This window comes from Streptomyces mangrovisoli (assembly GCF_000974985.2).
GTDB classification, from domain to species: Bacteria; Actinomycetota; Actinomycetes; order Streptomycetales; family Streptomycetaceae; genus Streptomyces; species Streptomyces mangrovisoli.
Genome location: NZ_LAVA02000126.1, coordinates 6,232 through 29,497, shown reverse-complemented (window position 1 = coordinate 29,497; position 23,266 = coordinate 6,232). Strand labels below are relative to the sequence as shown.

Sequence of the window (23,266 nt, the reverse complement as noted above, 5' to 3'; positions counted from 1 at the left end):
TGTGGGTTCCTCCACCACCGAGACCGGTATCTGGTGGGATCGTCTGCACCGCACCGGCGGCTCGCAGCGCCTCCCGCAGATCGCCGAGGCCGCCGGGCAGGCCCTGGTGGTGCTCTCGGAGACCTACGCCCAGGCCCTGCACCACGATCTTGCCGCCCTGGCCGCCACCGGCGCCGACACCGTGCTCATCGGGGGCGCCTGCGACATCGACGGCATCGTGCGGGTGCCGGCCAACGCCGCCCTGCGTAAAGCCCTCGGCGGCACCCTGACCAGCCTGAACGTCCGCACAGCGGCCTCCTGGCTGGAACACTGCACACCCGGCCGCCTCACCACCGAAGCGGCCCAGGCCCGCTTCGCCGCCTGGGCCGCCGAGGCAGCCCACCGCGAGCACTACGCCCGCACCCCGGTGCCGGACGAGACGGTCATCTCCTTCATCGAGAAGATGACCGCCCTCCACCCCGGCTCCTCCCGCACCCGTCTGCTGCGCCTGTTCCGCGACGAGGGACTGGCCTGCGAGCAGAAGCGCTTCGCGGACCTCTACACCCAGACGATGGGACGCCGATGACCTCCACCGTGCTCAAACGCCGCGCCCTGCGGATCGAGCAGCACCCCACGATCCCGCTGTACGTCTTCACCCTGGCCGCCGAGGAGGTCCACCAGGTCGCCGATGTCGCACGGATCTCCCGGGACGAGGCCGGCCGCCTCATCGGCTACCAGCGCCCGGAGAAGAAGCAGCACGTCAGGCAGATCCTGCAGTACCTCGACAGCGACGAGGTCCTCTTCCCCAACGGCCTGATCCTCGCCCTGCCAGCCACCGTCCGCTTCAAATCCAGCCCCGGACCCAGCGCCAGCGACGGCCTGTGCACCTCCGGCACGCTGGAGATCCCCCTGCCCGATTCCCCTGACGCCCCCCGCCCTGCCTGGATCGTCGACGGCCAGCAGCGCAGCCTCGCCCTGGCCCGCACCCGCAACCGGCGCCTGGCCGTCACCATTGCCGGCTTCGTCGCCGAAGACCTCGAGACCCAGCGCGACCAGTTCCTGCGCGTCAACACCGTCTCCCCCCTGCCCACCAACCTCGTCACCGAACTCCTCCCCGAGGTCGGCACCGTCCTGCCGACCAAACTCTCCGCCCGCAAACTTCCCTCCGTCCTGGTCGAAGCCCTCAACCACGACCGTGACTCCCCCTTCCACGGCCTGGTGCGCCGCCCCTCCACCACCGCCGAGCAAAAAGCCGAAGCCGTCGTCACCGACAACAGCCTCACCACGGCCATCCAGGAATCCCTCAACTCCGCCTCGGGCGTCTTCTTCCCCTACAAGAACCTCTCCAGCGGCACCGTCGACACCGCCACCATCCGCCAGATCCTCATCGTCTACTGGAGCGCGGTACGCGACACCTTCCCCGAGGCATGGGGACTGCCCCCCACCCGCAGCAGACTCATGCACGGCGTCGGCATCCGCTCCATGGGCCGCCTCATGGACCGCGTCATGATGACCATCAACCCCGCCTCCCCCCACGCCCTTGAACAGGCACGCGCCGAACTTGCCCTGATCGCCCCGCACTGCCACTGGACCAAAGGCCGCTGGCCCGACCTCAACATCCCCTGGAACGAACTCCAGAACAACCCCCGCCACATCAGCACCCTGTCGAACTACCTCCTCCGTATCTATGTGCAGGAAAAGGCAAAAGCCGCGTGAAATTCTATTTCCCTGACAGTCAGGACCTGGTGAGCCCCACCTACGACTTCATCAACGACGAGTACTCGCCCCACCGGGTACGCCAGCGCGATGACGTCTACGCCCACCAGGCCGTGACACCGATCCCCTACGACGGGATCCTCGTCAGCAAGGCGGTCGTCGACGGGTCCATGAAAGGCGCAGGGAAATACTCCGCCCCCCAGCGCGCACGCTTCTACCGACTCGGCGTAAGAAACTTCTTCCGCCTGCCCGAAACCTGCGCCACCATCGGCGACTGCGGCGCCTTCAACTACATCGACGAAGAACGACCGCCCTACGAAGTCGACGAAGTCCTCGACTTCTACGGCCGGTGCGGATTTGACGCCGGCATCAGCATCGACCACATCATCTTCGGCTACCTCCCCGACGACTCCGACGCCGCACCCGAAGAAGCCTGGATCAACCGCCAGCAGATCTCCCTCGACCTCGCCCAGGACTTCATCGACGCCACCCACGCCACCGGCGCCCGCTTCCAACCCGTCGGCGCCGCCCAGGGATGGGGACCGGCAAGCTACGCCCACAGCGTCCAGGAACTGCAGAAAATGGGCTACCAGCGCATCGCTCTCGGCGGCATGGTCCCCCTCAAATCACACGAGATCCTCGCCTGCCTGCGCGCCATCGACACCGTCCGCACCCCCCGAACCGAACTCCACCTCCTCGGCATCAACCGCGTCGAGAGCATGGAACAGTTCGCCCGGCACGGAGTGACCAGTTTCGACAGCACCTCCGTCTTCCGCCAGGCATTCATGGACGACCGCAACAACTACCACACCGCCACCGACGCCTACACCGCCATCCGCGTCCCCCAGGTCGACGGCAACCCCGCCCTCAAACGCCTCATCCTCTCCGGCAGCGTCTCCCAGGCCCAGGCCATCACCGCAGAACGCGCCTGCCTGCGCGCCCTGCGCGAATTCGACCGAGGCGAAACCCCCCTCGAAGACGTCCTCACCGCACTCCAGACATACGAGTCCCTCGTACTCGGCCCGAAAAAGAAGAGCTATCTCGAACTCTACGAGCGCACCCTCAGCGACGCCCCCTGGCGAACCTGCCCCTGCGCCCTGTGCAAAAAGCACGGCATCGAGATCGCCATATTCCGCGGAAGCGAACGCAACAAACGCCGCGGATTCCACAATCTCACCGTGCTCGAAGCAAAAATGCGCTCCCTCACCTTCGGGTAACCCCTCTCACTTTTCTTCTTTTTTGATATGTCTGGAGATATCATGGCCGACCGCTACGAACTCAGGCTCCCCGCACTCGAAGTGCGCCAGGGAGACCGGAAAATCTACTGCTTCGCCGTCGACGGAAAAAAGATCCACAGCTTCGCCGCCGTCTCCCGCGTCCGACGCGACGACGACAGCGCCCTCCAGGGCTACCAGCGCCCCGAAGTCCTCAGCCACATCCGCGGCATCCGCCGCTACCTCGAGTCCGACAACGCCATGCTCCCCAACGCCCTGGTCCTGGCCTTCGACCAGAACGTCCGCTTCGAGACCGCAGCACGCCGCAAGGACGGCGTCGACTACTCCGTCCCCGGCGAACTGGTCATCCCCGTCGACGAGTCCCTGCCCGACGAGGACAAGCCCGCCCTGATCGTCGACGGCCAGCAGCGCAGCGCCGCCATCCGCGACGCCGACCTGGTCGAATTCCCCGTCGCCGCCGTCGGCTTCATCGCCGACGACCAGCAAGACCAGCGCTCCCAGTTCATCCTGGTCAACTCCACCAAGCCGCTGCCCAAGGGCCTCATCCACGAACTCCTGCCCGAGACCAGCGGCCACCTCCCGCCCACCTACGCCCGCAAGCGCCTGCCCGCCCAGTTGATGACCCGCCTCAACACAGACGGCCAGGGCCCCTTCTACGGCCGCATCGCCAGCCCCACCTCACCCGACGGCAACATCAAAGACACCGCCATCCTGCGCATGCTGGAGCACAGCCTCTTCGAGGGCGCCCTCTACCAGTACCGCAACCCCGAAGACGGCTCCGGCGACATCGACCGCATGCTGCTGCACCTGCGCTCCTTCTGGACCATGGTCAAGGACACCTTCAGCGACGCCTGGAAACTCCCACCCCGCCAGTCCCGACTCACCCACGGCGCCGGCATCCAGGCCATGGGCTTCGTCATGGACAGCCTCACCGACGGCATGCCCGCCGAAGACGTCGACTGCGACGACGTACGCAACGCCGTCCTCGGCCTGATGCCGGTCACCGCCTGGACCTCCGGCATGTGGCGCTTTGCCGACGGCGAACAGCGCCGCTGGAACGGCCTGCAGAACACCCCCAACGACATCCGCCTCCTGACCGACCTGCTGGTGCGCGCCGCCGGCAACTGACCCCCTGGTCGAGGGGTACCGCGGAAACAAACACAGTTCGCCCGCCACTGCATCCAGTGGCGGGCGAATTTCGTTGCCGGGCGCGGCGGCCCGCTGACCGCCCGAGGCGTCGCAGTCGCCGTTCTCCCGCCGCGGCGCGACGACGCAGGCCGTCCGAAGCCGCAGTCGGCCTGTGCTGCCCAGTCGTTGCCGAACCCGGCGGCGCCACTGCGTGAACGGATCGTCAACCTCGTGACAGGCGCCGCTGTCACTCGAACGCGGCTGCCCAGGAGTGGCGCCCCGTCCCGCCCTGTCGCATCAGACCGTGCTTCAGGTCCCCCACCCCGCCCCGGAATCCGCCGGCCGTGCATGGAACGGTGGACCCACTGCCCCTTTGTTGGCCCGCGACGTCTCAACGTCGTTGCTGCCAGGGTGGTTTGCCACAGGAAGGCGCCGAAACGTGCGCCCGGTATTGACCCGCTGGACGCCACCCGCTATGAAACAACATGATCGTCTTTATTGTGATCTCGTCACCGGTGTCCGCGCGCGGTGGCATGGAAGGGTGATGCAGCGTGGCAGGGCCGGTGCCGGGGTGGGCGGCGACAGGGGTGGGACGGGGTGCGCTTCGGCGTGGCGACCGGGTGCCGGTGGGCTGTGATCACCCAAGATCGTCCACCCGGCGGGGGCGTTGTCGGTGGCGCGGTTTACGCTTCCACCGGCTGGATGTGAGCATCTTGTGAAGGAAGTGCGATGTCGGGGCTGAGGGTGGGGGATTTCATCCGCTTTGCCGGCTGTTCGGTGTGCGGGTGCGACGCAGTGTCCCAGGGGGAGAGGGCTGGCTTCATTCGCTTCGAGGTGATGTCGCGACATCCGAGGCGGTGGCAGAGCGCGGCTCACTCCGAGGGAATGGCGGTACAGGGCCGCCCGGTACCGCTGTGCCCGAAGGGGGCATCGCCTGCCACGCCGGGCGGAAGGCCGCGCGGCGGGACCGGTCCCTGCTCGGCGATCCTGCCGACGCGGTCCACCGGCCGCACCCCGAGTCTCCGGGGCCGAGTTCACCGGCCGGTCCCGCCGCCCGCCGCCGGCCGGGGCGGGGTTGCGGCATGACGGACGAACCTGGCGCGTGCCCTCGGTGCGGCGCCAAAATGGTCATGCAGTTCGCCACGCGGGGACCCAACGCAGGCAACTGCTTCTGGGGCTGTTCCCAGTTCCCGCTCTGTCGCGGGTCGCGGACCATCGACGGCGAAGCGGCCAAGGCGGCGCCCGCCCGGCCCCGCACGCCGAAGGCCAGCCGCCCGGCGCGCAGCGGCGACACCTCCCGTGGGCTGTCGCTGCGCCGGGGCGACCTGCTGGTCTCCAGCGCCAACACCCTCGGGGCGGGGAAACTCGTGGGCAAGGACGGCGACGGCCTGATCCTGGAGTACTTCGACACCCCCGGGCAGCACCCCGACGAGCGCCGTCGTCACACCGTGCCCAGGGAGGGGCTCAAGCGGTTCACGCTGGCGCCCGAGACGCGGGTGTTCTGGCGCACGGGCACCGTATGGCGCTCCGGGCGCGTCATCGACGCCACAGCCCATCGGGACATCCACGTGCGGGCGCGCAACTGGGAGGGATACCTTGCCGAAGCGGACCTGTATGTCCGCTGGGACCAACCGCTGACCGACCCCGTCGGCTTTGCAGGCGCCGGACTGCTGGAGTCGCCTCTGCTGGCCGACATGCGGCGCCCCTTCCTGCAGAGCACCCTGACGCAGCGTTCGGCGGCCCGCGGCATGCGCGGCGCCCTCTCCAGCGCTATCGAGTTGTACGAGCACCAGGTCGAGACCGTGTGGCGAGTGCTGCAGGACCCGGTGCAGCGCTACCTCCTGGCCGACGAGGTCGGTCTCGGCAAGACGATCGAGGCCGGCCTCGTCGTGCGGGAACTTCTGCTGGACCAGCCCGACCTCACCGTGCAACTGATCCTCCCGCCGTTTCTCGTGGAGCAGTGGCGCCGTGAACTGTCGGGCAAATTCCGCACCGGTGACTTCCCGGGCGCCCGCATCGTCTACTCCCGCGACGATGCACCTGACACGTGGGAACCGGCGGATCTCGTCGTGGTCGACGAGGCACATCATCTGGCCCGCCTCGCGCACAGCGATCAGCCCGAACTGTCCAGCCGCTACACGCGCCTTGCCGAGGTCGCCGGGGCCAGCCCGCGCCTGCTGCTGCTGTCCGCGACGCCCGCACTGCACAACGAACGCGCCTTCCTGGCCATGCTCAAACTGCTCGACCCGGCCGTGTACCGGGACACGACGCCCGAGGACCTGCACCGGCGCATGCAGGCGCGTTCCGCGCTGGGCCGACTGTTCCTCGGACTGCAGCCCCACTTTCCCGGCGTGCTGCTGAACAAACGCCTCACCGAGATCGGCGCCGCGTTCCCGGAAGACGCTGAAGTCGCCGCCCTGATCGACGAAGCCAGGCAGGCGGTCGGCGGCCCGGACCGGCAGGTGCTGGCCGTGGCGATCGGCGCGCTGCGCACCTACGTGTCCGAGGTGTACCGGGTCCACCGCCGGATGCTGCGCACCCGCCGCACCGCTGCGCTGCACGAGTCGTACCGGGTCACCGGGCGTCTGCGCCCCCAGCAGGTTGTTCTCCCCTCGTCCGCTTTCGCCGGCCTTGCCTCCCTCCTGGACAACTGGCGCCAGGAGGCCCTGGCCGCGTGCGAGTTCGACGAGGAAGCCCGCCGCGAGGCGGCGTCAGCGTTCGCGACGGCCGTGGCTTTGTCCTTGGACCCGGACGCCCTGTGCGGGTGGGCCCAGTCCCGGGTGGCCGCCACGCCGGGCGAGCAGGACGCGCTCGACCGCATCGAGAGCGACCTGCGGTTCGTCAGCCGCCGCCGCGACCTGGCACGCCCGCTGGCCGATGCACTGACCGACCTGTTCAAGGCACGCGAGCGGGTGGTCGTCTTCTGCCCGACCCCGCAGGTGGCAGGGGAGTTGGCCGACGTGTTCAAGGAGGTGCTCCCCGGGGCTGTCTACCAGCACCTGGCGAGCGACTCGCCCGCAGCGTCCGAGCAGGCGGTGCGGGATTTCGAGCAGAGCCGGACGGCAGCCGTCCTCGTTGCCGACCACTCGGCGGAAGAGGGACGCAACCTCCAGTTCGCCGATCTCCTCATCCATGTGGGCCTGCCGCCCAGGGCGAACCGCCTCGAGCAGCGCATTGGCCGGTGCGACCGCTGGGACGCCCGTCGCGAAGGCGGCGCATGGCGCTCCTACTGGGTGGCTGAGACGACCGACCCGCAAGCGTTTGCCGCCGCGTGGATGCAGATCCTCAGCGAAGGGTTCGCCGTCTTCGACACGTCGATAGCCAGCCTGCAGCATGCAGTGGACGCCGCCACAGACGCCGCCTGGGACCTGCTGTTCGAGCGCGGCGCCGATGCCGCGCCCGACGCTATCCACATGGTCCGCACCATGCTCGAGGACGAGGTCAAGCGCGTACAGGAACAGGACGCCCTGGACAGCATCGAAGCCCCCACCGACGAGCGCTCGGTGTACGGACGGATGATGGCATCGGAGAGCCAGGCAGACTCCTTCGCCGACGTCACCGATGCACTGCTGTCCTCGCGGCGGGAGGCCGGGAACCTGCGGTTCGCCCCCGCCGGCGACCCTACCCACGCGATCGGCGGCTACGAACCCGTCAGCCGACGGACAGCGGGACAGGTCCAGATGCCCTTGGTATCGGCTGCGCGACTGCAGCGCGACTTCGTGCCGCTCGCAGGACACCGCGGCACCTTCGTGCGCAAAGTGGCCGTCGAACACGAAGACGTCCGCCTCTACCGCTACGGCGATCAATTCATCGATGCCGTGTCCGACTTCCTGTGGAACGACGACCGCGGCAGAGCCTTCGGCATGTGGCGGTGGATCCCCACCTGGCCCTGGGCAGAACGCCTCGCCTACCGCTTCGACTACGCCGTAGAAGCGCAACCCCTGCAGGACAGCCCGGAAAGCGACATACTCGACCAGTTGGCTGCAGCCTGGAGCAGCGACCTGGTGGACCTGCCGTCCCTGCGACGCCGCGCCGACGCGCTCTTCCCCCCGCTCATCGTGACCGTGTGGACCGACGCAAGCGGCACACCGATCACCGACGGGCGCCATCTCGACGCCCTGCAGGCACGCTATGCAAAGCCTGCACCCGGGCAGTTGGGGGGCGACTACGCACTCAACTCCGAGCGCATCAAACACGCATACGAACTCATTCCGGCCGCCCAATGGGGGACGCGCTGGCGTGCTGCTGAGCGCAGTGCCCAGCGCCTGGCCCACAGCGACGACGCCGTAGAGGCGCCCCGCACCCGGGCCCTGGACCTTGCCGGGACCGACATCGCCACCCGACTGCGGCAGTTGCAACTGCGGGCCGCGCGGTCAGAGGGAAACGAACGCGCTGAACTGGAGGAAGAAGTGGAAACGGAAGCACTCGCGGGCCAGGAGTTGCTGACGGCCCTCCAAACGCCTTCGCTCCGCCTGGACAGCACCGGTGTGGTCGTGGTCTCGGGCCGCAGCCCGGAGCAGGACGGCAGCGCGTGACCGCTCAACTCGACATCGTTCAGCGCATAATCCAGGGCGGCAAGGAGGCATCGGCAGAACAGCTCACCGGCCCGCACCGGCGGTTCGCCGATGCCTGGCGCTCTGGCCTTGCCGGGCCCACCCTCAGCGGCGACATCGCCGCCCTGCTGGCCCAGATGCTCCGCCATCAAGCCGGCGTGACGGGCCAGCGCCACCACGAACTGGAGATCAACCTCCACGAACGTGGAATCGACCTGCAGGCGCTCAAGCGAGCACACCTGCGCGTCGAACGGTTCGGCGCCACCCGGCACACCGTGCGCCTCGGTGATGCCTGGACGCCCCACTGGCTCCACGGCGACCCCCGCTGGATCGACCTCGCCTGCGCAAGCCCCGGCCCGTTCGTCTTCGCCGACAACACGACGGTGGAGACCAGCGCCCGCCCTAACAGCCCGGTGCCCGTCGATCCAGCCCTGCACGCGATCGCTCCCGACATCGACCACTACCGCTCACGCAGTCAGGCCAGCGCATTGCGCACCGCCTCCCTGGCGGACCCGGCCTCCACCCTGCACGTCGTACTGCCCACCGGCACCGGCAAATCCCTCGTCGGCCTGGCCCCGGGACTGCTTCGCGCACGCGGAACCACCATCGTGGTGCTTCCCACCATCGCCCTGGCACTCGACCAGGAACGCCACCTGCGCAAACGATTCCCAGCCTCCGCACTCCCTCGCGAACTTGCTTATCACAGCGACCGCATCAGCGAAGAACGCACAGCCATCAAGGAACGCCTGCGCGAGGGAACTCAGAGGATCCTTCTCACCTCACCCGAAGCCCTCGTACGCGGATTCACCACGACGCTGCGCACCCTTGCAACAACCGGCCAGCTCACCAACCTGGTCATCGACGAGGCACACCTGGTGCGCCTGTGGGGACTGAGCTTCCGTCCCGAGTTCCAGATTGTCGCCTCACTCGTGGGCGAACTGCGAGAACTCGCCACCGGGGCCGGGCACCCCCCGCCACGCGTCACCCTCCTGTCCGCAACGCTGTCCGCGCCCAGCCTCCAACTCAACAACCAACTCTTCGCAGGCAGCGCCGAGTCCCTGTTCATCGGGTCAACCTTCCTGCGCTCCGAACTGCGGTACTTCCTGGCCACCACCACGCCCGCAGACTTCAGGATGGAACGCCTCATCGAAGCGATGCACCACCTTCCGCGGCCGGCCATCATCTACACCACCAAGAAGGAACCCGCCAGGATCATCGCCGAGCGCCTGCGGGCTGCCGGGTTTGCACGCACCGCCGCCTTCCACGGAGACCTCGGTTCCGCCGAACGCCTTGGCATCATGCGCGGATGGTCCGGCGACGACGGGCCGACCACGACCGACATCGTGGTCGGCACCAGCGCCTTCGGTCTGGGGGTAGACCAGAGCGACGTCCGCACCGTGGTGCATGCCTGCGTCCCGGCCTCGGTCGACCGCTTCTACCAGGAAGTCGGCCGCGCCGGCCGCGACGGCCACGCGGCGCTGTCGGTCTGGCTTCCCGCCGTACCCGACGAGACCGAAGGCCGGCAAGTCGAAAACGCGACCGTGATCGGGGACGTCAAGGCGTGGAATCGATGGCAGGCCATGCGGGATCAGGACCGATCCCCGAAGGAGGCAGACGACGGTCTGGTCCTGGACACCACGGTGGTACCCGAGCACGGCGATGAGCCCTCGGACGCCAACCAACTGTGGAACCGCAACACGCTCGTCCTTATGGAACGCGCCAACCTCATCACCATCGAACGGTTGGCCCCCCCGGTGGTCGAGCACATACCCGGCGAGTCCGAGCAGGCATGGCAGGCACGGTTCGACAAGGAGTGGACTGCCTTCGTGAGCCACGTCCCGATACGGCTCAGACCGCACGTGGCCAACCTGGACCGAAGGACTTTCGAGGCTGCCCTGCAGCAGACCCGCACGGAGATCAAGGACGCCGAAGCCGCCTCAACCGCACGCATCACTCGCCTGCTGGCAAGAAGAGAATGCTGGGGACGCGTCCTGAGCGAGGAGTACACCTACACGGACATAGGCGCGATGCGGGCCCGCCAGAACGTGGCGCCCGCGTGCTCCGGATGCCCCGCTGAGGGGCACGCGCACCAGTCCGCCCTGCACACCGCGCGTCCCCTCGTCGCGGAAGCGCTCATGCCCGACCTTGGCACAAGCCCCAGCAAGGCCCTGGCGAACCTGGCCGCCGGCCACCGCAGCATTGTGGTCACCTACCCCAGCGGACGCCTCAGAACTTCCCTGAGCAACCTCATCCAGTCATGCGTCACCAACGGCGTACGCGGCATCGTCGCCCCCGCCGCACTGCTTGGGCTTCCGGCCGTCCGTACGGCATCGCGGTTCGCCGACGAGGGCCTGGTCGTCGTGGACCCCCTGCGCACCGGAGGGGTACCTGCGCGCCTCTCGGTACCGAGTCTCATCCTGATGGACCACGGGCAGGCGCCGCCCGTCTCATGGCTCGCCCCCACCAGCGGACCGCTGCGTGTCGTGGTCGTCCCCGAAGACATGCCCGACCCGGCCTACCCAGATGCCCTCATCAAGAGCATCCGCAGCCCTCACTGGACCATTGACGACTTCCTCAGGAGACTCTGATGGCTGTTCTGAACCCACCGCGAAGCCTTCCGGCCCTGGGCCGCTCCGTCATCAACTTCCTCACTGGATCCCGAACCGGATCTCGACGGGCCTGGACCGAGGCAGAGTTGATCGAGGCGTTCAGACCGCCAGGCCTGAACGAAGCCAGCTCCTCTGCTGAAGGCGTCGCGGACACCCTGTCGACCTTCCGGGCGATCGGGATGCTCTGCAGCGACACCGACGGCGTGATCACGGTGAGCGACACCGTCGCTGCCACGGGGGACACCCTGTCGCCGAAGGCGTTCCGCCGCGCGCTCCAAAGGCATGCCCTCGATCTGGACCGAGACGGAGACCCGTGGCAGACGGGCCCGGGAGAGAGTCTCACCGGCGGGGGACGCGATCTGCTCAGAGCGATGTCGTGGTTCCTCGCGCAGGACGCGCTCGGGCGTCCCATGTCGTGGACCAGCGGCGCTCAAGCCCTCCAGCACGCACAGTTCCCGGACCCTGACAATGAAACCTGGGCCATCACCAACGACACCCGCTGGGGTCCCAGCGCCCGATGGGGACAGGCACTTGGCCTCGCGGCACCCTCGCTTGTGCAGGCCAGATCGGGACTTGTACCCCTCCCCGCCGTGGCGATCAACGACGTCTTGGACGAACTGCCTGCCGGACAGATGCCCATCCGCGAGTTCCTGGGGCAGTTGACGGCCAAACTGCCTGTGCTGCACGGCGGCCTCGTCCGTGCCTCTCTCGTGGCGTACCTGCCCGGCGGAGACCCCGACCCGGGCATCGCGCAAGACTGCGCCGACAGTTCGGTCGGCCAGGCACTGCGCATCCTGCAGGACCGTGGCCGCCTTGTCCTCGACACCCTGCCCGACGCCAACGGCATCCGGCTGTCGCGATTCGACAGCCAACGCCAAACGCACGTCACCCTGGTTCGAGGAGGAAAGCGATGACCTGGCGGGGCACTCTTCCTGCTGCATGCTGGGAGGCCGATGAGGCCCCGGCCATCATTCCGGTCGAGGCGGAGAGCACCTCCAACGGAGTATTCCTCGCCACGCACACTTCGATCCCGATCCTCCTGCGCGACCGGGTAGACAGCGCTGTCGGCGGCACCATCGTCGACGAACACAGCCTGCAACGCGTCGTCGAGGAACTGCCGGCGGACCAGCCCATCATCCCCATCCTCGGGAAATCGGGCACGGGCAAGTCGCACCTGATCCGCTGGCTTCGCATCAACTTGAAGCCCAACAACGCGACCCGGCTGATCTTTGTCCCCAAACACCGCATGTCGCTGCGCGGGATCCTCGAACTCATCCTGGAGCACGCCACCAGCGAACGCGCCGCCGAGTTGCGCGCCAAGGTCGCCGCTGCTTCGGACGCTGCCGCGGACGAAACCACAGCACAACTGCGCCTGCGCAACGAGTTGGCTGTCCTGGTCGAGACCCGCGGGGCAGACAAGGACGGCACGCCCGAGGAGAACGATCTCCGCGCCTTCCTCGCCTCCGCAGAGGGCCTTCCTGCGCTGCTGAGCGACCCCGTCTTCCGCAGGCGGTTGCTCGCCGACAACGGTCCCATCGCGCGTCTGGTCCGGGAAAAGCTCTCCGGCAAGGGTTCGGAGGACAAGGAGGACGCGTTCGGTTTCTCCGCGGCAGACCTGGACCTCTCGGTCGACGATGTCAGCAAGGCCGGCGTCGACGCCGCCAGCGTCGCCAGCGCACTTGCCAGCGACGCCCCCTTGCGGGACCTGGCAGCGAAGATGCTCAACGAGCAACTCGGGCCGGCGGTCAGCGAGGTGTTCGGGATCGGGGGAGACGACCTTAAGCAACTCCTCGTCGAACTGCGCCTCGACCTGCACAGGCAAGGCCTGGAACTCCTCCTCCTGATCGAGGATTTCTCGATCTTCCAAGGCATCCAGGGCGGCCTCATCGACGCCATCACCCTGCTGCCCACCGAGACGCTCGCCCTGTGCCCGATGCGTGTCGTCATGGCCGTCACCACTGGTTACTTCGTCAACCAGATGCCGGAGACGGTGTACACACGGACCTACAAGGTCTTCGATCTCGAACTTCCCGCGGACAAGACAGCCCCGTTCGACCCCGCACGGTTCGCCGCCCGGTACCTCAACGCCGTACGCGTCGGCTCCCAGGAGATCGACAAGCACCGCACGCACGAAGGCCCGGAGCCAAACCACTGTCTGCAATGCCCCGTCCAGGAGAAGTGCCACCAAGCGTTCGGGGAGGTTGAAGGCGTCGGCCTGTACCCATTCAGCAGGACAGCACTTGACCGGGCCATCCGCAGCCAGTCCAAGGGCGATACCTTCATCGCGCGCGACGTGCTGACCCGCGTCCTGCGCCCCGTCCTCCACCGTGACCAGACCGAACTCGACGAGGGCCGGTTTCCCAGCTCCGGATTCGAGAGCGACTTCCGCACCGGAGCACTGGACATCCTCGACAACGTCGAGGACCAGGTCCGGCTGCGCACGCCAGGTGACCCCGAACTCTCCGAGCGCCGCGTGCGGATGGTGCGTTTCTGGGGACCAGGCCACGGACCGCAGAACCTGCATCCGACGATCCACGAAGCATTCGCCATCCCATCCCTGCCTGACCTCGTCACCGAGCAGCAGACCTTCCCGCACCAGCCGTCAGCGCCAGAGCCTGCGCGGCCCGTGCACGGTACGCAGACACCCGTAGTGGTGGACCCGCCGTCGCCGCCATCCGTGCTTCCGTCCCCGGCGGCTTCGAAGCCGACTCTGGTCCAGGCGGTCGACGATTGGCACAAGACCGGCCAACTCGTGCAGAGTCACCGCAACGATCTCCGGAAGATCGTGCACACCGCCGTCATCGGCTGTCTGGGACTCGAGGACGGATTCGGAGGTGACAGCGGAGACTGGACCAAGGGAAAGGCAGAATTCAAGCCGAGCTTTGATGCCGCCACCTCGATCACACTGGACGGCAGTGCCCTGCAAACTGCGCTGATCTCGATCGACCACCGCAATGTGGAGGACGTTCGCGTTCTGCGCGCCCTCGCCTGGGTGAACGCAAGAGGGTCCTGGGAGGACGTACCGCAAGGAGACGCGCTGCAAAGCCTGTGCGTGAACAGGGCCCAGGAATGGGCGGACAGCGTGTCCGCAGTCCTCCTTCCTTCGGAAGACGACGACGCCGAACTGGGCCGGCTCGCGCACGCACTTCTGTCCGTCAGTAAGGCCCTGGGGATCACAGACTCGTACAAGAGCGACAGGCTCAGCCGGGTTAAGGCGCTCTTCGCCAGCCCACCGAAGCTGGCTGATCCCGTGCGGCCTCACATGCGACAACTGCAGGACCGCTTCGTCGACCCGGCAGCGGAGCGAAGCCTCCTTCAGCAGCGACTGCTCCGCTTGACGTCCTACCGCCAGGGCGCTGGCAAGCCGCTGGCCATCGATCTGCCCCGCCTTGAACGCGCGATGCGCGACGACGCAGCGGAGGCGCCCTGGCCTGAGCACGTCCCCGAGCCGATCAGAAAAGCGGCGGACGACATTCAGAAGCGAACCACCATGCTGGATCCGATGTTCGACGAAAGCCGCCGCCTGGTGCCCGATGTGAGCGATCTCGGCGGTGACGTCGCCCAGGTGGCCCAGGCCCTCAACACTCTGCTCTCCGACCTGGCAGCGCTCGGCCAGTCAGCCAACTCGATCAACCTGCCCGCCCTTCGCGACGCAGCGAAATCGGTGAAACCCAGTGATCTGAAGAAGGTGACAGACCTGACTGAGGGGCTCGACGCCTGGCCCACCCTCACCTCCGATCAGCGCCTGCGCCTGATGAACCTGGACGAAAGGCCGGCCCTGCGCATCCGAACCTGGCTCGAACCTGCGCTGCAAGCCGTAAAGGTACTGGAGCAAAAGCTCCAGGCCGGACCCGCCTCGGAAGTCCAACGCGAGTACGACGAGACCCTCCAGCGGCTCGTGGCCGGGCTGGAGACCTTGAGCCGTGAGGTCATGGACATGGCCGGAGACGAGGGGGGCGCATGACGCTCATCGAACAAGTCCAGCGCCTGCGTGTAGCCGCGGCCGCTGCCCACGACCAGGACAAGATCAACCGCCGCACCGGCGAGTTGGCCGGGCAAGCCGAAAGCGTCGAGACGCTCATCGAGACGATCCAGCGACTCAGCCGAGGAGTGGTCGAACTGCGCGCATCCCACGCCCCTTTCGACGCCGACTTCGCTCCGCAGGCCGCCCAACTGGCCGCAGATCTGCACGTGCTCGCCGAAACCCTCCCCAGCCAGGACGCCGATACCCCACCGCAAGCGCTGAAGGCGCAGGTCAAGGCAGCCGACGGTTTCGTCAAGGGCCTCCGCGGGTCCGTCGAGCAGGCATGGACCGCTGAACGCAACCGTGAAGTACCAGTGATCAATGAGGATCTCGTCGCTACGCTGAGCAAGAGCGGGATCGACGTGGAAGAGATCCGTAACGAGATCGAGAAGGCGCATGGCGTGCTCAATGTCCTGAACAATCGCGCCGTCCCCGAAGCGGGCGACGTCGCAAGGCTGGCCGCGGCGCTGGAGAGCCTCCGGGCATGCGGCAAGCAGATCACCGCACTCGTCGACCCGGCCCTCGCCCGAGTGATCAGGGGCGCCCAGGAAACGAACGGGACGCCGTTGAACTCCTTCACCCCCGAGGTCCTTGCCGGGCTGTCGAGACTGGGGATCCTGGACCGCTTCCGCGTGAGGCTGCGATGACTCCTGAGACCGAGAGCGAAATCCTCGATGTCCTCGAAAAGCACGAGGACCCCCTGCTGTCCTGGGGCGTTGTCGACGGCGGATTCACCGACGACGAACTACACACCCACGTCGATGACGTCCTCATGGAGCGCGGCGAACTCGACACCGCCCAGGAGGCAATCGAGGCCCTCGAGGACAAGGGCCTAATTATCCGCGATGATGCGGTCTCGCCGTCACGGTGGCGTACCCGCAACGGCGAGACACTGCGTCTAATGGCCCGACTGCGCCAGATCTTCCCCTCCAACGACCCCACGGCTTGGCGCCAAGGTGCCGCTCTCGTCTCGGACTTCCGCTACGCCCGGCGCGCCCGCGCCTACCCGCGGCGCGATCAGTCCAGACACGCCGTCATCGACGGCACCGATGCGCTCCACGACCTCTACCGCCAGGTCATCGATGCCATGACGCGACGGGGGCCCAAACACGCCGACCTCAGCGGGTTCCAGGTTCGTGCCAGCCGCCAGATCTTCACGGCCCTGCAGTCCAATATCACCACCGCTACAGTCGTGGGTGCTGGCACCGGAAGTGGCAAGACACTCGCTTTCTACTTGCCGGCCTTCGCCTACCTGACGGGACTCCAGGACGAGTCGGCATGGACGCGTGCGCTGGCCGTCTACCCGCGCAACGAACTCCTCAAGGACCAACTCAACACCGCTTTTGCGAACGCCCGGCGGCTCGATCACCTGTGGAAGAAGGCCAACGGCCGGCCCATGACCATCGGGGTGCTCAACAAGGACACCCCAACCGGCATGAAAAGTCTCACGGCCTCCTATTCCGCATGGACGAAACGGGCCGAAGGCTTTCAGTGCCCTCACTTCACCTGTCCCGGTGACGGACACACTGTGTGCGGGGGCGCACTGTTTTGGTCCGAGAAGGACGCCAGGGAAAGAACGGAACGTCTGACCTGCGGCACCTGCGCGCGCGTGTTCGACGACTCCATGCTGGTCCTGACCCGGTTTCGGATGAACCAGCGGCCGCCAGACGTGCTGTTCACCACCACGGAGATGCTCAACCGCGGTCTGTCCGACCTGTCGCTGGGCAAACTGCTCGGTGTTGGCGCGGCCAAGAAGCCCCGCCTGATGCTGCTCGACGAGATCCACACCTACAGCGGCACCACCGGCGCCCAGGCAGCCCTCGTCCTGCGGCGCTGGCACCACTCGCTGCGCAGTCCGGTCACCTTCGTCGGCCTGTCCGCGACGCTGTCGAACGCCGTTCGCCACATGGCGGATCTGACGGGCGTTGACGATGGACTCGTCACCAACATCGAACCGGGCGCAGACGAGATGGAATACGAGGGCGCCGAATACATGGTCGCAGTGCGCAGCGACCCGACCAGTGGCGCCTCCGTGCTGTCCACCACCATCCAGACAGCAATGCTCCTCCCACGCGTCCTCGACCACCCGGTAGGGCGCACATCCCAGGGACTTCTGGGCACCAAGGCGTTCGTCTTCACCGACGACCTCGACGTCACCAACCGGCTCTTCTTCTACCTCCTCGACGCGGAAGGCCAGCGCTACCGCGCCCCCCGTACCCAGCAGTTCAAAGACCCCCTGGCATCCCTGCGACGTCCCGCACAAGACGGCGTCACCGACCAGCGGCGCGCCGGCCAGGTCTGGGACCTGCCGGTGAAACTGGGCCACAAACTCGACCGCCCAGGCCTCAACGTGAGCCGGACCACCTCGCAAGACGCGGGAGTCAACACCGCCTCCCAACTCGTGGTCGCCACTGCCTCGCTCGAGGTCGGCTTCGACGATCCGGACGTCGGTGCTGTGCTGCAGCACAAGGCGCCCCGCGGCGTCGCCGCATTCCTGCAGCGCAAGGGTCGAGCTGGCCGAAGCCGCCGAATGCGCCCATACACCGTGGTTGTGCTTTCAGACTACGGACGCGACCGTGCCACCTACGAGGCCTGGGACGCACTGTTCGATCCCGTCCTGCCCGAACTGGTGCTTCCCATCCGCAATCGCGCGGTCCTGCGCATTCAAGCCACTCTGGCGATGCTCGACTGGCTGGCAGCACAACTGCAGCCGGATTACCGTTACGCAAAGCTGTGGCGTGACTTGAAGGGTCTCGCCGATCCGGACTACCCGGACAACCGCAAGGTCCAGCAGAAAGCCGTCACCATCCTGCGTGAACTACTGCGCGACCCCGGCCGCCAGCGCAGCCTCCGCTTGTGGATCGAAGGCGCACTCCAGGTGCCTGAGGAGTTGGCCGCCGAGATCCTGTGGCACCCCCCTCGCCCGCTCATCCTGGCAGCCGTGCCCACGCTGGCCCGACGACTGGACAGCGAGTGGGCCGTTGCGCAGGACCACACGTACGCCAAGGGCAAGGATTTGATGGGCAGGAATCCGCTACCCGACTTCTTCCCCGAGAACCTCTTCAGCGAACTCGCGCTTCCCGAGGGGTACGTGGTCATCCCCCCGCAACAGTCGTGGGAGAAGGAACCTGAACTGCAGGCGATGGGCCTGGCTCAGATGCTGCGCGAATACGCGCCCGGACGCGTTTCACGGCGCTTTGCCACCCGCAACCTCGAGCACCGGCACTGGATCCCCGTTCCTTACGGGCAGCGCGAGACCGTCATGGATCTCGCCCCTGTCCTGCAGGCGCACCATCGGGAGGAGGCCGCCACCGTCGAGGTCGGCGGGGTCCCCACCCTCATCCCCATCGTCCGCCCCGACAGGGTGGAACTCCAACTCGCACCGCCAGAACTCAAGGATGCTTCCAATGCGGCCCTGGTCTGGCGTTCCCAGTTCCTGGAGAAGGGCCTCGGCCTGGTCGCCCGCCTTCCCCTGTCGGACCCCATCGGCAGCCTCATCGATGAAGCACGCTTCTTCCTGCACGCTCAAAACGCCCATGTCGAGGTCCGCCGTCTTGCCGTCCAGAGCGAGGCCAGTCTGGTCTTCACCCGTGGCGGCGAAGCCCGGGTCAAAGCACAGTTCTCGCTCGACGACGAGCGGGTCGGTCTAGGGGCTGCCTACGACGTCGACGGCCTGCGCCTGACCATCACGGTGCCGGACGTGATTGCTCCATCCGGCGACCTCGACCCGGCCCTGCGCAGCGCCTGGTTCCAGCACCTTCTGACGAACGACCCCGAACTGCTGGAACAGATGAACACGTTCCAGCTGGAATGGCTGCACCAGACCATCGAATGCATGCTGCTGATGTCCGCCGTGAGTGACGGTACGCCGCTTCCCCACGCCTACCAGACGGTGCGGGAAACCTTCGCCGACCGGTTGACAGACACCCTGAAGGCGATGTTCCGCAGTTCGGACGTCGAGGAGAGCGAAAGCGCCACACTCGGCCGGGTGGGCGAGCGGCTGCGTCAACTCCTCGCCGACAAGGACATCATCGCCCGCCTGGACCACCTGACGGACCAGGTCTGGAACCCCGACCCGGCACAATTCCAAGCCTGGCTGCGCCAGCGCGTCCTTGCCACCCTTGGACAGGCGGCCCTGTGGGCTGCCCGGGAGATCTGCCCCGAGCACGACCCCGAAGGCATCATCGTCGACATAGAACCCGGCTACGCCCTCGACGGCGCATGGCGGCACGGCCAGGTCTGGCTCACCGAAGCCTCGATCGGCGGCGGCGGCTTCATCGAAGCGCTGGCCACACGTGTACGCCCCGACCCGCGGCGGTTCTTGCGGCTGATCATGAGAGCCGTCCAGCCCTCCACCACTGAACTGGTCGACGCGCACATGCGGCGGATCGTGCGCCACACCAGCGAGCGCAGCGACTGGCTCGACCTCGTTGCTGAATACCGGGGCTCGGCTACACAGGCAGACCGGGTAAAAAACCTTGACCGCATACGGGCACAGTTGCGCGCCTCAGGCATCCACGGCGCGGAACAATCCGTCGTCTCGAGCCTGGCGAACCGCCTGCTCCGCCCCGGATCGACCGCACAGACGGACCAGGCACTACGCACCCTCATCGACGAGTGGGAGACCCAAGAACAACGCCTGGGACTTGAAATATCGCCGCGTACCTGGGCTTATCTGATGCGCCAGAGGCACGACCTGGACGCCGGACTGAACCTGTCCGCGAACTCCTCCGACCGTCAGCGCATCGACGCCATCCAAAGTGCACTCTGGCCACGCGGATGGGCCATACGCGCCGGGGCACTGCAGTCGTGGAACCCCTACTTCGACAATCCGCCGGCCGCACCCGATCTCATCCGGGGGCTGTTCACCTCCACAGACGACTTCATCAGCGTGACAGATCCCGACGCAGACAACCTGGTGCGCACACGCCTGTCCCAACAGGGATCCGCCCAGCTCATCGCACCTCCCGAGGACGTACCCGCCTTGGCAGACATGCTGGTGGATCTGTCGATCCGCGCCATCGAAGCAGACTTCCTCCAAGTGTTCGCACGAGTCGTTGAGATCGACCACCGTTCCGAGGGCAGCGTCGTGGCCACCCTCGAACTTGCCGAGGTGTCCGCATGAGAAGGATCACCACCGCCGGGGCCGGAGAGACCCGGCAACTCAACGATCTGCTGCAGAACCTCCTGGTGGCTGAACTGCTGGCCCCGTCAAGTCGCCTGTGGGTACTGTCCCCGTGGATCTCCGACATTGTCGTCATCGACAATGCATCCGGACAGTTCAAGAGCGTGCTCCCCGCCTTGCCGGCCCGGCCCATCCGGCTGACGGAAGTACTCATCGAACTCGCCCGCCGTGGCTCGGACGTCCGAGTGATCATGCGTGACGAACCGCGCAACGCCGCCACAGGACAACGCCTCACCGACCTCGCCCCCGTGGGGCCACGACCGACCCTGCTCATCCGGAACACGTTGCACGACAAGGGCATAGTGAGTGACCGATTCCACGTTCACGGCTCGATGAACTTCACCTTCTTCGGCCAGAGAGTGAACCAGGAAGGCGTCACCGTCGTATCCGACCCCGACCAGATCGCCCGTGCTTGGGTCGAATACCAGAACAGGTACCAATTGCCATGAGCGTCGACTTCAAGGAATTCTTCGGTCCAGGCAACGACATCACCCCCACACGGGTAGAACCGAACCTGCAACTCATCCTCGAGAACTTCATGGCAGGCATCCGGCAGCGCCAGATCGGATTCCTGCCGCGAAGTTCCGGCGGCCGTCTGTGGTGGTACGGCTTCGCACCCACCCCACGCCAGAGGCGCGAGACACTCGCCATCCTCGACAGTTGGATCGGCCCCACCTTCAGCGACCTGCCACGCCACCGAGGTGCCCTCAACCCGGCTGATCCGTTCGACGCCGCACTGGCAAAGGCACCGGTCAAGCCACTGCGCTTTGAGGTGCTGCCCCGCCCGACAGCAGGTTCGAAGGCTGGGGGACACGCGCGAGGCCAAGTACGTGACGCTCTGCTGGTGCTCAGCAGACTCCTCAACGGACGGCCGCCCTCGGAGTTCGACGCCCCCCGGACCACCGTCGAGGTCCTTGACGACCTCGGACACGCCATCGCTGCCCGTGACCGTGCCGTCGCCTTGGCCTGCCTGCGCGAACTTGAGGCGACCGCCGATCTCGACCAGTCGAACCTGGCCTTCCTGCGACTGAGGCTGTTCGCCGGGCTCGAGGACTGGAAGGCCGTTCTCGGGGACCGGGATCTCGACCATGTCCTCGCCATGCGTCGCCCCTTGAGCGTCACCCAAGTGATCCAGCAGGCGGTCTACGCCCGATGGTTCGCCCGGCACGACGCAGCCGGCGAAGAGGACGAACTGCTCGCAGCCGTTGCCGAACTCCCGGCGGCGTTCCGGCCGCTGTTCTCGGGCACACCGACAACGAGTCGGGCGCAGGCTGTCGTGGAGTTCCTCATCGCCGTGGACGCCAACGCGGACGAGGGCACACTCAGCCGACTCCTCGACGAAGCCGGCACGATCGAACCCGGCCTCCCCGCCCATCTGCGCAACGTGTTGCATTTGCACCGGGAACAAACTCTCCAGCCCACCGCACTGCCAGAACCGCCGGTTCCCCTGGAGCAGTCCGGTGTCCCGAGTGAATCGCCCCTCGAGCGCGCGACCGGGATGATGGCCCGGGGCGAACTGCAGGCAGCCATCGACCTCGTGCTGACGCTCGAACCGGGCCTGCACGCGGCATACCTGCTCCTGACCTGTGCACGCGACCTCCAGTCACCACAGCAAGCGGCGCTGGCACTTGAATACATCTCCACGCATCACCTGCGCGGCTTGATCGACGGGGCCGGCGCCCGCCTGCGCGATGATCTTTCCTGGCTGGAGCAGTTCACCCAGGACGGCCCCCACCTGGACTGGCGCACCTGGCTGGACGCTCTGGACGGGGACCAAGGCGGCGCGGCCCTGGCCACTGGCCCCGAAGTAACTGATACTTGGACGTCGCTGAGCAGCGGTGCACTGACGGTTTGGCTGCAGGATGCCTCGGATGAGGTACTGGGCAAACTCGGTGAGATCGGCGGCCAGTTCATGGCGGCGCACCGCGACATCTTCACTGAGGACGGAGCGGCCGAACTCAGCGAACGTGTCCTTGCCGGTCTCGCGCTCAGCGGCAAGAACTCGGCCGGCGTTCGGGTACAGACCCAGGCCCTGCTGGACTATCTGCTCTCTGCCAACCCCGCATCCGCGGTGTTCGCCTCGGCGCTCGAGTGGATCGAACTCATCGTATCCGCGAACATCTCCGCCGTAACCACGACGTGGGCGATCGACATCCTGCAGACGGCGACAGCGACATCGGCAGCGGCGACGAGCCCCGCTGCCGCCGCCTTCTTCTACAAGATCACCAATACGGTGAGGCCGTTCAAGACGGCACTGGACCCCACCGACCTCGAGGCCATCAAGCTCGTGGCCGGCGAACTGGGACTCAGAGCCCCTGAAGATCTGCTCGCCGAGTCGGTGCAGGATGCCGACCCCGGTGCACCGTACCGCCATCTGCAAGGCTCCAAGGTGGTGCTGTACTCCCTCACCGAGTCAGCCACCACCCGGGCTGCACAGGTACTGCGTATCTTGGTGCCCAAGATCGACGTTGAGACCAGTGCCGAACATGACGGCAGCAGCAAACTTGCCGCACAGGCAGCCAACGCTGACGTCTTTGTCGTGGTGACAGCATCGGCAAAGCATGCCGCCACTGACTTCATCACCGCCAAGCGGGGGACGCGACCGGTCGTGCTCGTCAACTCCCGCGGCTCGTCCGCCATTTTGCGTGAACTGGCCGAAGGGTGACGTGACGGGACACAGACAGGCGGGTGTGCCAATTCGACGGCCCTGTCTCATATTCAGTGAGCACTTTCAGAGTGGGCACCGAACGGGTGACGGGGATGGGTGAGTGCGGGTCCCGCAAGGCACAAGGCTCCTGCGCCGTTGAGGGAGGTGTTCGAAGTCTCAACCCACCGGC

At 66.9% G+C, this 23,266-nt stretch carries 12 protein-coding genes; all 12 read left to right on the top strand.

Features of this window, described 5'->3' with window-relative positions:
• Window position 1: 1 nt before the first annotated feature.
• On the top strand, window positions 2-565 hold the full coding sequence (locus tag WN71_RS43060) for a hypothetical protein (RefSeq protein WP_240529895.1): 564 nt from the start codon (window positions 2-4) through the stop codon (window positions 563-565).
• Window positions 562-1,695 (top strand): DGQHR domain-containing protein DpdB, encoded by a 1,134-nt coding sequence (gene dbpB / locus WN71_RS37135; RefSeq protein WP_046584759.1) that lies wholly within the window; start codon window positions 562-564, stop codon window positions 1,693-1,695. Before WN71_RS43060 ends, dbpB (WN71_RS37135) begins: the two co-directional genes overlap by 4 nt.
• Window positions 1,692-2,912: a tRNA-guanine transglycosylase DpdA gene (dpdA, locus tag WN71_RS37130; protein ID WP_046584760.1), complete on the top strand. Its 1,221-nt coding sequence runs from the start codon at window positions 1,692-1,694 to the stop codon at window positions 2,910-2,912. The genes dbpB (WN71_RS37135) and dpdA overlap by 4 nt, the downstream gene beginning before the upstream one ends.
• 42 nt (window positions 2,913-2,954) lie before the next feature.
• Window positions 2,955-4,058: a DGQHR domain-containing protein DpdB gene (gene dbpB / locus WN71_RS37125; RefSeq protein WP_046584761.1), complete on the top strand. Its 1,104-nt coding sequence runs from the start codon at window positions 2,955-2,957 to the stop codon at window positions 4,056-4,058.
• 1,130 nt (window positions 4,059-5,188) lie between these two features.
• Window positions 5,189-8,593 (top strand): protein DpdE, encoded by a 3,405-nt coding sequence (gene dpdE, locus WN71_RS37120; protein ID WP_206300241.1) that lies wholly within the window; start codon window positions 5,189-5,191, stop codon window positions 8,591-8,593.
• On the top strand, window positions 8,590-11,199 hold the full coding sequence (gene dpdF, locus WN71_RS37115; protein WP_052743000.1) for a protein DpdF: 2,610 nt from the start codon (window positions 8,590-8,592) through the stop codon (window positions 11,197-11,199). Before dpdE ends, dpdF begins: the two co-directional genes overlap by 4 nt.
• Window positions 11,199-12,134 (top strand): protein DpdG, encoded by a 936-nt coding sequence (dpdG, locus tag WN71_RS37110; protein ID WP_143074927.1) that lies wholly within the window; start codon window positions 11,199-11,201, stop codon window positions 12,132-12,134. Before dpdF ends, dpdG begins: the two co-directional genes overlap by 1 nt.
• Entirely contained in the window at window positions 12,131-15,184 is a 3,054-nt protein-coding gene (gene dpdH, locus WN71_RS37105; protein ID WP_046584764.1) for a protein DpdH, read from the top strand. Before dpdG ends, dpdH begins: the two co-directional genes overlap by 4 nt.
• Window positions 15,181-15,891 (top strand): hypothetical protein, encoded by a 711-nt coding sequence (locus tag WN71_RS42115; protein ID WP_046584765.1) that lies wholly within the window; start codon window positions 15,181-15,183, stop codon window positions 15,889-15,891. Before dpdH ends, WN71_RS42115 begins: the two co-directional genes overlap by 4 nt.
• Window positions 15,888-20,369, top strand: a complete 4,482-nt coding sequence (gene dpdJ, locus WN71_RS37095; RefSeq protein ID WP_046584766.1) for a protein DpdJ — start codon at window positions 15,888-15,890, stop codon at window positions 20,367-20,369. The genes WN71_RS42115 and dpdJ overlap by 4 nt, the downstream gene beginning before the upstream one ends.
• Window positions 20,366-20,878: a phospholipase D-like domain-containing protein DpdK gene (gene dpdK / locus WN71_RS37090; protein ID WP_046584767.1), complete on the top strand. Its 513-nt coding sequence runs from the start codon at window positions 20,366-20,368 to the stop codon at window positions 20,876-20,878. Before dpdJ ends, dpdK begins: the two co-directional genes overlap by 4 nt.
• Window positions 20,875-23,094, top strand: a complete 2,220-nt coding sequence (gene dpdD, locus WN71_RS37085) for a protein DpdD (protein ID WP_143074926.1) — start codon at window positions 20,875-20,877, stop codon at window positions 23,092-23,094. The genes dpdK and dpdD overlap by 4 nt, the downstream gene beginning before the upstream one ends.
• Window positions 23,095-23,266 lie beyond the last annotated feature (172 nt).